At 62.7% G+C, this 10,423-nt stretch carries 9 protein-coding genes; 3 read left to right on the forward strand and 6 right to left on the reverse strand.

Annotation, left to right across the window (positions count from 1 at the left end):
• Window positions 1-270: 270 nt before the first annotated feature.
• On the forward strand, window positions 271-663 hold the full coding sequence (locus FY112_RS08880; protein WP_017958814.1) for a PRC-barrel domain-containing protein: 393 nt from the start codon (window positions 271-273) through the stop codon (window positions 661-663).
• 264 nt (window positions 664-927) lie between these two features.
• On the opposite strand, the gene FY112_RS08890 is transcribed toward FY112_RS08880, so the two are convergent.
• From FY112_RS08890 to FY112_RS08915, 6 genes are all read right to left on the reverse strand, one after another.
• Window positions 928-3,381 carry a glycoside hydrolase family 2 protein gene (locus tag FY112_RS08890; protein WP_151518201.1) on the reverse strand — a complete coding sequence of 818 codons (2,454 nt, stop codon included), beginning with the start codon at window positions 3,379-3,381 and terminating at the stop codon, window positions 928-930.
• A gap of 81 nt (window positions 3,382-3,462) precedes the next feature.
• Window positions 3,463-3,858, reverse strand: a complete 396-nt coding sequence (locus FY112_RS08895) for a VOC family protein (RefSeq protein ID WP_131627937.1) — start codon at window positions 3,856-3,858, stop codon at window positions 3,463-3,465.
• Between the two features lie 49 nt (window positions 3,859-3,907).
• Window positions 3,908-4,657, reverse strand: a complete 750-nt coding sequence (locus tag FY112_RS08900; RefSeq protein ID WP_151518202.1) for an ABC transporter permease — start codon at window positions 4,655-4,657, stop codon at window positions 3,908-3,910.
• On the reverse strand, window positions 4,654-5,598 hold the full coding sequence (locus FY112_RS08905; RefSeq protein WP_017958818.1) for an ABC transporter ATP-binding protein: 945 nt from the start codon (window positions 5,596-5,598) through the stop codon (window positions 4,654-4,656). Before FY112_RS08905 ends, FY112_RS08900 begins: the two co-directional genes overlap by 4 nt.
• The gene (locus tag FY112_RS08910) at window positions 5,595-6,761 is read right to left on the reverse strand and encodes an ABC transporter permease (protein ID WP_131627941.1); all 1,167 of its coding nucleotides are present in this window, start codon (window positions 6,759-6,761) and stop codon (window positions 5,595-5,597) included. Before FY112_RS08910 ends, FY112_RS08905 begins: the two co-directional genes overlap by 4 nt.
• 74 nt (window positions 6,762-6,835) lie before the next feature.
• Window positions 6,836-7,744, reverse strand: coding sequence for an ABC transporter substrate-binding protein (locus FY112_RS08915; protein ID WP_017990158.1), 909 nt, complete (start codon window positions 7,742-7,744; stop codon window positions 6,836-6,838).
• Between the two features lie 521 nt (window positions 7,745-8,265).
• Between FY112_RS08915 and FY112_RS08925 the strand changes: the two genes are divergently transcribed.
• Together FY112_RS08925 and FY112_RS08930 are read left to right on the forward strand one after the other, a co-directional pair.
• Complete coding sequence (locus FY112_RS08925) at window positions 8,266-9,516, forward strand: LysR family transcriptional regulator (RefSeq protein WP_151518203.1); 1,251 nt, start codon at window positions 8,266-8,268, stop codon at window positions 9,514-9,516.
• Window positions 9,513-10,238: a copper homeostasis protein CutC gene (locus FY112_RS08930; RefSeq protein WP_017958822.1), complete on the forward strand. Its 726-nt coding sequence runs from the start codon at window positions 9,513-9,515 to the stop codon at window positions 10,236-10,238. The genes FY112_RS08925 and FY112_RS08930 overlap by 4 nt, the downstream gene beginning before the upstream one ends.
• The last annotated feature ends 185 nt before the right edge of the window (window positions 10,239-10,423 follow it).

The following is a 10,423-nucleotide window of genomic DNA, read 5'->3' on the forward strand; positions in this document are numbered from 1 at the left end:
ACGGAAATGCTGTTCATCGTATCCTCTCTCCCTTGCGGCCGCCGCGCCGGTAATCGGCTGGCCCACAATTGACTGGAAGAGTCCTCCATCTTCCAGTCCAGCAGCTTATGCCATTGCCTGAACGGTTCAAGCCGAATGAAGCTATACTAACCTTGACGTAAACGTCAACATTCGCCCGTCGCGAGATCGTGGGAAGGATGGGAACTTTGAGTCCGCCATGACGTTGATCTTGCATACCCATCATGAGGAAACACCAAAAGGAGGTGCACAATGTTGAACGAGGATACTGACGCCACCCGCCGTGACCCGAATGTCAAGGACACGCATTCGCTGATCGCCAGCGACCGCGTCGAGGGCACCCGCGTCTATGGTCCGGATGGCAGGCATATCGGCTCGATCGAACGCCTGATCATCGGAAAGCGCGACGGCCGCGTCGCCTATGCCGTGCTGAGCTTCGGCGGCTTCCTGGGCATCGGTCACGATCACTATCCGCTTCCCTGGGAAAAGCTGAACTACGACACCCAGCTGGACGGCTATCGCATCGACCTGACCAAGGAGCAGATCGAAGGCGCCCCGAGCTATTCGGACGATGACGACACCTGGTACAACGACAATGGCCGCCGGGTCTATGATTACTACGGCGTGCCGCCCTACTGGATGTAACGTCGTCCGATAGGCCGAGCTGGAAGGGCCCCGCGGATGCGGGGCCTTTTTGGTGTTTGGCGATGAGCTTCGCTCTTACCCGAGGTCATTGAGCACTCGATCCGGCAGATGCTTGCTCACCCTCATTCCTGTGCTTGTCACAGGAATCCAGTGCGTCCAAGTCCTTGGGCGCGGAAGACTTTTCGCTTGAGGTATCGGGTCAATTCACCGCGCGGACGCGCGGTGGCTGGATTCCTGTGACGAGCACAGGGATGCGAGACCTCTTTAGTCCCCCGCGACGAGATCGTTGGCCGAGCGCAGCACGGCGCCGACGGTGATGTCACCTGCTTCAATCGTCCTTGCCGTCCTGACCGCAAACACATGGCTCTCGCCCGGCAGCAGGGTCACCAGCATCGTGTCGACAACGGCATCCGGATCCAGTCGATCCGCCATCAGGCAGAGATCCTTGAGGAAATTTCGCGCCGTCACCTTGACCTGATACCCGCCATCGATCCCGACGACATCGACCGTCAGCCGCGGTACCGGCAGGGTAAGCTCGATATCCTCGACGAAATAATGGAAGGCCCGCCGGTCCAGCATCTGCACGACGATGAGTTCGTCCTTCGGTAAGCCGGGGGTGACGATATCCTCGGGCAGCGGAAATTCCTTTGCCTCGAAGCGGTCGCACAGCAGCCGCCAGAATTCGAATTCGGCAAGCACGGTGCCGTCGAGCTTCATGCGTTTGCCGCTGATCTTCGCCCGCCAGAACAGCGTTCGTTCATTGACCGCAACCGCCGCAAGGCCGCCGGCGCGCGGCTGGATCGTCAGCAGGCGCGGATCATAGGCGGCCTTCAGCGCATACCAGAGCGGCTTGCGGCGCCCGGCCGAATCGAGTGCCGCCCACGAGGTCACCGGCCAGCAATCGTTGAACTGCCAGACGACAGCACCCTTGCAGATATTGCGATGCGAGCGCATGTGCTCGACGCCGAAGCGGATGGCGCGCGCCTGATTGAGCTGGGTGGCGAAGTGCCAGTCGTCCATTGTCCTTGGCTCCGGCAGATGGCCGGACAGGCCGCGGATCAGCTTGTCATTGCCATCAGTTGCCTTCTGATGGTGGAAGACGCCGTTCGATTGCGGCGTCAGCGGCGCGTCGTGCACGCTTTCTTCGATCGTCGCCCAGGCGGCCGGCGCCTGCCAGCCGAATTCGGAGCAGAAGCGCGGGATATAGTTGCGATAGACCTCGTAGCCGACATCGTTCCAGACGTCCCAGATATGTTTGCAGCCATGTGCGTCGGCATTCGGTTCGATCTCCATCGAGCCGGAATAGGGACTGCCGGGATAGTAGGGCCGGTCCGGATCCAGTTCGGCGCAGAGTTTCGGCAGCAGGTCGAGATAGTAGCCGAGCCCCCAGCTTTCGCCTGCCTTGATGATCGGCCGCCAGCCCCATTCGTCGAAGCCCCAGATGTTTTCGTTATTGCCGTTCCAGAGGACGAGCGAGGCATGCGACATCAGCCGCACGACATTGTCGCGCACCTCCGCCTCGACCTCGCTTCTGAGCGGCTCCTCCTCGGGATAGGCGGCGCAGGCAAAGAGGAAATCCTGCCAGACCAGCATGCCGGCGCGGTCGCAGGCCTCATAGAACTCGTCTGCCTCGAAGATGCCGCCGCCCCAGACGCGCAGCATGTGAATATTGGCGCTTTTTGCCTCCTCGATCCGCGCGGCATAATGCTCGGCCGTCACCCGCGATGGAAAACAATCGTCCGGAATCCAGTTCGCCCCGCAGATGAAGAGCGGCACGTCGTTGATGACGAAGGTAAAGGCCGAGCCGTGTTCGTCGGCTGCGGTATCGAGCCGCAGCGAGCGGAAACCCAGCTCCCTTTCAAAGCCATCGAGCAGATCGTCGCTGAAATCGTCGATCAGCCTGACGGTCATCGGGTAGAGCGGCTGCGCGCCGAGATGGTGCGGCCACCAGAGCTGCGGCGAGGGGAGGGTAAGCTCGAAGGAAACCGCGTCTTCGTCAGGCCCAATCGCCACCGTCGTGGTCACGCCGCCGATTTCGGCAACGAGCCTCAACGGCGTCTTGTCGCCCTGCCGCGCCAGCCGGGCATGGACCTTCACCAGGCCGTCGCCGCCGGCACGTGTTGCCGATACCCGTGTTTCGGCAAGCCGCGACCGATCCCAGCTTTCCAGCCGGACCGGCTTCCAGAGGCCTGCCGTCACCAGCGTCGGCCCCCAGTCCCAGCCGAAATTGCAGGCCATCTTGCGCATCAGATTGCCCGGTCCCGGATAGTTGTTGGGACGGTAGCCGTAATGTTTCTCCATCTCCGCGCCATAGGCATAAGCCGAGCGGAAGGTGACCGTGAGTTCGTTCTGGCCAGCCTTCAGGAGCCGGGAAACATCGAAACGATAGGTACGGTGCATGTTGAAGGTGCGGCCGATCTCTTCGCCGTTGAGGGATATCACTGCGACCGTATCGAGCCCGTCGAAGACCAGTTCCTGCACCCTGTCATCGCCAGGCATCGCCTCGAAGCTGCAGCGATAGGTCCAGTCGGTCTTGCCGATCCAGTCATTGGTGATCTCGTTGACGTCGATATAGGGATCGGGGATCAGCCGGTTGGCGAGAAGGTCGAGATGCACGCAGCCCGGCACCGTCGCGGGTATTGCAGCCGGCAGGCCGGGCCTGCCTGTATCGTTACAGGAGAGCGTCCAGCCGGAATTGAGCGCAGTCTTTTCGATCATGGCGGGCTCCTCATGCATGCCGCTTGAAGCTGTGGGATTATCTGTGGCTTGGAACGTATCGGTGGTTCGGCGTCGGATGCCTCAGAGAAAACGGCCGTGGCGCTGCAGCACCTCGATCTTGTAGCCATCGGGGTCGCTGATGAAGAAGAACAGGCCGAAGAGCTTTCCGTCGCGGTTGAGCTCCACCAGTTCACCGGGCTTCAGCCCGAGCTTCGACAGCCGCTCGCGCTCGACCGCCACCTCGTCGACAGAAACGGCGAGATGGCCATAGGCATTGCCCTGATCGTAGGGCGCGGTCCGGCCCTTGTTGACGGTCAGTTCCAGCTCGAAGCCGGTCTCGGCATTGCTCATGTAAATCAGCGTGAAGGTTTCGAAATCGACGCGGTCGGCGACCGAAAGGCCGAATGCCTTCTCGTAGAATTCGACGGAGCGCGCCTCATCGAGAACGCGGATCATGGAGTGGATCATCTTCGCCAAGTCTGCCTCCCATTGCCCTACCAGCGCCGCAGTCTTGGTACCCCTCCTCTTACGCCGCGCGCAAGCCGATTCTTCGCGTAATCGCTCCTTCGACCAAGCCCATGGCATCATAGATCAGCACCGCCATCAGGCCGACGATCAGGCCGCCCTGCAGGATGAAGGCGGTATTGTCGGAGATCAGCCCGGCGATGATGACTTCGCCGAGGCCCTTGGCCGCCACCGTCGAGCCGATCGTCGCCGTGCCGATATTGATCACGGTCGCGACCTTCAGCCCCTCGAGGATCAGCGGCAGGGCAAGCGGCAGCTCGACGCGCCACAGTCGCTGCGTGCCGTTCATGCCCATGCCGTCGGCGGCGTCGAGAACCTGCGGCGAAACCTGCTTCAGCCCGGCGACGGTGTTTTCGAAGATCGGCAGCAGGCCGTAGAGAAAGAGCGCGATCAGCGTCGGCATGGCGCCGAAGCCGGTGGCGGGAACCGCGAGCGCCAGCACCGCGACGGGTGGAAAGGTCTGCCCCGCATTGGCGATGGCGCGCGACAGCGGCAGGAAGTCAGTCCCACTTTCCCGCGTCACGAAGATGCCGCCGATAACGGCAAGCACGGCGCTGCAGACGATCGAGCCGATCACCAGCTGCAGATGGCCGCTAGCCAGCGAAGCAAGGCTGTTCTGCGTATAGACGGCAGGCGCATTGTTGCCGGTCAGCGGCACCAGCAGGAAGGAAAGCCACTCCGTCCTGAACAGCAGGATGAGCAGCAAGGCGAGCGCCGCCAGGCGGAAGAGATTGGCGACGACGAGCTTCATGCCTTGCGGCCCAGTTCGAGAAGCCGCGTCATTGAGATCGATCCAACCGGCGCTTTCTCGCCATCCTGCACCGCCGCCTCGTCGACCCCCTGCCAGATCATCTCGGCCAGCGCGTCGCGGAGACTGAGCGACTGCGGCAGGGCATAGGCGAGACCGTTCTTGGCCGGCTCCATGCTTTCCTTCAGCGGCAGCAGCGACATCAGCTTCAGCGCCCGGTCGGAGGTGCCGGTCAATTGCTGCACGAAGGGATCGGCGGGTTCGGTGAGGATCTTTTCTGGCGTCGAGCATTGCAGCAATCTGCCCTCGCTCATTACCGCGATCTGGTTGCCGAGATGGAAGGCCTCGTCCATGTCGTGGGTGACAAGAATGACCGTCGTGCCGAATTGCTTCTGGATCGCCAACAGGTCGTCCTGCGCCTTGCCGCGGATGACGGGATCGAGCGCGCCGAAGGGTTCGTCCATCAACAGCAGCTCCGGCTCGGCCGCCAGCGCCCGGGCGACACCGACGCGCTGCTGCTGGCCGCCGGAGAGCTGGTGCGGATATTTGTCGGCAAAGCTTGCCGGATCGAGGTTGAAAAGCCCGAGCAATTCCTCGACCCGCTTGGCGATGCGGGCGGAATCCCAATCGAGAAGCTGCGGCACGGTGGCGATATTCTGCGCCACGGTCCGGTGCGGAAAGAGGCCGTGCCCCTGGATGGCATAGCCGATCTTGCGGCGAAGCTCGGTCACCGGAACGTCCATCACATTCTGTCCGCCGACGAAGATCTCGCCCTCGGTGATCGGCACCAGCCGGTTGATCATCCGCATCAGCGTCGATTTGCCGGAGCCAGACGTGCCGACGATGACGGTAATCTCGCCCTTCTCGACACGCATCGAGACGTCGTCGACGACGGTGGCCGCGCCATAGCGCTTGGTGACGTTCCTGATCTCGATCATGGTCATGCGGCAGATCCCCGGATGCTTTCGATGACCGCATCGAGGATGACGGCCGATGAGAAGGCGAAGAAGACGGTCGGCACGGCGCCGAGCAGGACGAGGTCCATGGCCGTCTGGCCGAGCCCCTGGAAGATGAAGATGCCGAAGCCGCCGCCGCCGATCAGTGCGGCGATCGTCACCATGCCGATCGCCTGCACCAGCACGATGCGGATGCCGGTGAGGATGACGGGAAAGGCGAGCGGCATGTCGATTCCAACAAGGATCTGCCAGCGTGTCAGCCCCATGCCGGCCGCAGCGTCCCGCACCGAGGGATCGACGCCCTGCAGGCCGACGACGGTGTTGGCGACGATCGGCAGCAGCGAGTAGAGCACGAGTGCAATCAAGGCAGGCGCCGTGCCGATGCCGCGGATGCCGATCGCGGCGGCGAGCGGCACATGGGTGGCGAGGTAGCCGAGCGGCAGCATCAACAGGCCGAAGAGCGCCAGACTCGGGATCGTCTGAATGAGGCTCAGCCCCTGCAGTACGACGGCCCGCAGCTTCGGCACCCAGAAGCAGAGGATGCCGAGCGGCAGGCCGATAACAATGGCGATGGCAAGTGAGCCGAACGCCAGCAATAGATGCGAGATCGCTTCGGTCTCGAACTGCGGGGCCCGTGTCGAAAATTCCTTCATGATCGAAAGGCTGTCGAGCAGGCCGGAGGAGAGCGAGATGAAGAGCAGCGCCGTATAGGCTGCAAGGGCAGCGACCCGCATCCAGGGCGCCAGCCGAATCTTCACCAGCGCATCGGATATGACGAGGCCGATCACGGCAAAGAGCACCCAGAAGCCGCCGCCGGGTGTCATGCGCGCCACCGTGCTGCCGGGTGGCGTTGCCGCCGTCGAGACGAAGCCGATCGCAACGATCAGCGCCGCAAGGCAGAGTGTGGCGATGAAAAGCCGCGCTATTGCATTTGTGAGGAACAGCGTGGCGAAGGCGGTGAGAAGGAGAAGCACGGTCAGGATGACGACGGAAGGTTGGGGAAGAAGCTGCATCAGCAGCATCGGCTTGCCGGCGGCGATGCGGTTCGCCTTCACGTAGATGAAGGGCATCAGTGCTGTCGCCGCGATGCCGCCGGCCACCAGAACCACGCCGAGCCGGTCCAGCCTGCGGACCGCTAAGGTTTCTGCCATGAATCCCAATCCTGTCTGGCCAACCCTGTCAGCGAAGGGAGGCTCCGCCCGCAATCGGGCGGAGCGAGCGATGACTACTTCAGGAAGCCCTTTTCCTTGAGATAGGCTTCGGCGACGGATTTTGCCGGCTCGCCGTCGACCTGGATCTTGGCGTTGAGCTTGCGCAGCTCGTCGGCGGTCAGGCTCTTGAAGATCGGCGAGAGCACTTCCTCGATCTTCGGATTGGCCTTCAACACCTCTTCGCGGATGATCGGCGTCGGGGCATAGACCTGCTGCACGTTCTTGTCGTCTTCGAGAACGGTGAGTTCGGCCGCTTCGATGGCGCCGTCGGTGCCGTAGACCATGGCGGTGTTGACGCCGTTCGTCTGATCGGCGGCCGCCTTGATCGTTGCCGCCGTGTCGCCGCCGGAAAGAACGACCATCTGGTCGGGCTTCAGCTGGAAGCCGTAGGTCGTCTGGAAGGCGGGAAGCGCGCCGGCCGAATTGACGAATTCGGCGGAGGCCGCAAGCTTGGCGGCACCGCCGCCGGCAACCCATTTGCCGAAGTCCGTGAGGCTCTTCAAGTTGTTCGGGCCGGCGACGTCGCTGCGCACGGCAAGCGCCCAGGTGTTGTTGGCAGGCGACGGCGTCAGCCAGACGATCTTGTTGGCGTCGTAATCGAGCTTCTTCGCCAGCTCATAGCCCTGGTCGATGTTCTTCCAGGCGGCGTCATCGGCCTTGTTGAAGAAGAAGCCGGCATTGCCGGTATATTCGGGATAGATGTCGATTTCGCCGGCGGTGATCGCCTTGCGCACGACCGGTGTCGCGCCAAGCGCGATGCGGTCCTGCGTCTTGATGCCGTTCGCTTCGAGAGCGAGCGCAATGACGTTGCCGAGCAGCGTGCCTTCCGTGTCGATCTTCGACGAGACGACGACGTCGGCGGCATGGGCCGCACCCACTGCAAAGGCGGAGAGCGAAACGGCAAGTGCGAGTTTCTTCAGCATGGAAAGTCCCCTTTTTCAAAAACCGTTGACCTACAGCGCCGCACGTCTTTCAGACGTGCAAGGACGTTGTAGCACTTTGAATTGCTGCATAATTTTATCTTAAATCGATACCGATTTAAGGAATTATGCAGTGGCCCAAGCCCCGGGCGGGAGGCCTGCGCATAGGAAATCCGCCGGCGAAGGCGGCCAAGCCGCCATCATGCCGGAATTGCGTGCGTGATGGAAATAGCGTGCATGCCCGAAAAATCGATGCAAGCCCCCTCCAGTATTTGCGGTCGCGGCACGATTATGGCGGCGAATGCACCTCCGCGCGCGGAAACGCATTCCCTTTTCCAAGGCCGGCGCGATTTGTTTTTGTCCCCTTGCGTGTTTCCACGATATTCCCCGGCTCTGTTGCGGATTCCCGCCGGCCGGATTTTTCTATGATCGAACGATAGCCCGCCTCTCCGGAGGCAGGGATATCTTTTTTCCTGAACACATCATATCGTCCGGTTTTTCCAGCGCTTTCCGGAGGCGGCCGTTTGCATCTTCGTACCCTGTTCATCGCAAGCCATGTCCTGACCTCCGGTTCGGTTCGCGAGACGGCGCGGCGCTTCCAGCTGTCGCCCTCCACCGTCTCGACGGCAATCCATAATCTCGAGACCGAACTGGCAATGACGCTGACGGAACGCGCCTCCGGCGAGCTGGCGACGCTGATTGCGAGCGGCAGGGTGCTGGAAGGCCTGAAGCCGATCATGGCTGCGATCGCTGAGCTCGGCCAATGGGCCGGTCACGACGGCGCCGCCGCCGCCGAGAGCGACGAGGCCTGGGCATCCCGCATTCCCGTCAAGATCGTCACGATGGAGCGGTTTCTCGAAGTTGCCGACCAGGGCAGCATCAACCGGGCCGCTCGCCGCCTTCGCCTCGGTCAGCCGCAGCTTTCGCTTCAGCTTGCCAATCTTGAGAAATTTCTTGGCCATCGCCTGTTCGAGCGCCAGGCGCAGGGCTCGGTGCTGACGGAGGAGGGCAGGCGCGCCTACCAGATCTTCATGGCGATCAGTCAGGCGTGGAACGATCTCAAATCGTCGGCCGACGAGCGTTATCGGCGCACCGCCCGGTCGCTGCGCATCGGCTCGATCATTCCGACCGGATCGGAAAGCTGGGTAGCGCGCTGCCTGGGCTCGCTAGTGTCGGAATGGAATATGCGCCGCAACAACAATGCGATCTCGCTGGTCTCGATGACTGCCGACGATCTGCGTGAGGCGCTGAAGAGCGGCCGCATCGATGTCGCGATCCTGGATTCGGTCTTCGGGCTGGAAAGCTTCCGGCATCGCGAACTGCTGCAGACCGAGATGGTGGTGATCGCGCCGCCGGATAGTACCGGAACCAGCGTTGCCGATCTCGTCGCCGGCCATCCGATCTGCATGCCGAGCCCGCGCACCGGCCTCGGCCATGCGGCCATGGCCTTCAGCTACGAACGCGCGCCCGACCGGCGTCTGCGTGGCCAGGATATCACCGCGGCGGATTCGCTGCCTGTCATCGTCGACCTCGTCGCCAATCATGGCTACGTTTCCTTCCTCGGCCGCGTCAGCGCCATGCCGATTGCTGACAAGGTGCGTATCGTCGATCTCGACGAGCATCTACCGATGTCCTATCACGTCGCCTTCAACCATCGCAAAGCCGCCGCCGATGCCTGCACTGTCATCATCGAGGTGGCGGCGAGAATTACCTCGGAAACCGTCGTACGCACCATAACGCCGACGGACGCCGGAGCCAGGGAGACTGCAGCGTGACGATTTTGCTCGAAGTGTGCGTCGACAGCGCCGAAGGCCTTGCCGCCGCGATCGAGGGTGGCGCCGGGCGCATCGAACTCTGCTCGGCGCTGGAGCTCGGTGGCCTGACGCCGCTGCCGAGCCTGATGCGGATCGCCGCTCGGGCGCCCATTCCGGTCTATGCGATGATCCGCCCTCACGCCGGCCCCTTCATCTTCGACGGGGCGGATGAGGAAGCGATGATGATCGATATCGATGCCGTGCGCACATCAGGCCTTGCCGGCGTGGTCATCGGCGCCAACCGGCCGGACGGTACGCTCGACATGCCGCTGATCCAACGTTTGAAGGCGCATGCGGCGGGACTCGGCTCGACGCTGCATCGCGCTTTTGATCTGGTGCCGGATGCCGACCAGGCGCTGGAGCAGGCGGTCGAGCTCGGCTGCGAACGTATCCTGACATCAGGCTGCGCGCTGAAGGCGGTAGACGGCCTCGACACGCTGAAGCGCATTTCGGCAAAGGCCGCCGGCCGCATCGCCATCATGCCCGGCAGCGGCATCCGCCCCACCAATGTCGGCGAGATATTAAAGGCGACCGGCGCCCGCGAGGTCCACGGCTCCTGCAGTTCACCGGTCGAAAGCGCCGATCCGCGCGCGGTCGCTTTTGGCTTCGAGGCGAAAAGCACGAACAAGACGGATGTCGCTGTTGTGAGGGAGATGCGCAGGGCGATTGAGGCGGCGGGTTAGAACTTGTCGCTTGGGTCGAGCCACAGGTCTCGACCCGTCCCTCGCACCCCGCTTGCGGGGCGAAGGGACATGCCGTGACCTCTCGACTCCCTCTTCTCCCCAGCGGGGGTCCGAAGGTTGAGACCGGCGGCTCAACCCAGGCAAAGGTGCCCGTAGGGCGGATGAGGGGGCCGGCGAAGCCGGTC

This window comes from Rhizobium sp. PEPV16 (genome assembly GCF_008919455.1).
Taxonomy (GTDB): Bacteria; Pseudomonadota; Alphaproteobacteria; order Rhizobiales; family Rhizobiaceae; genus Rhizobium; species Rhizobium leguminosarum_Q.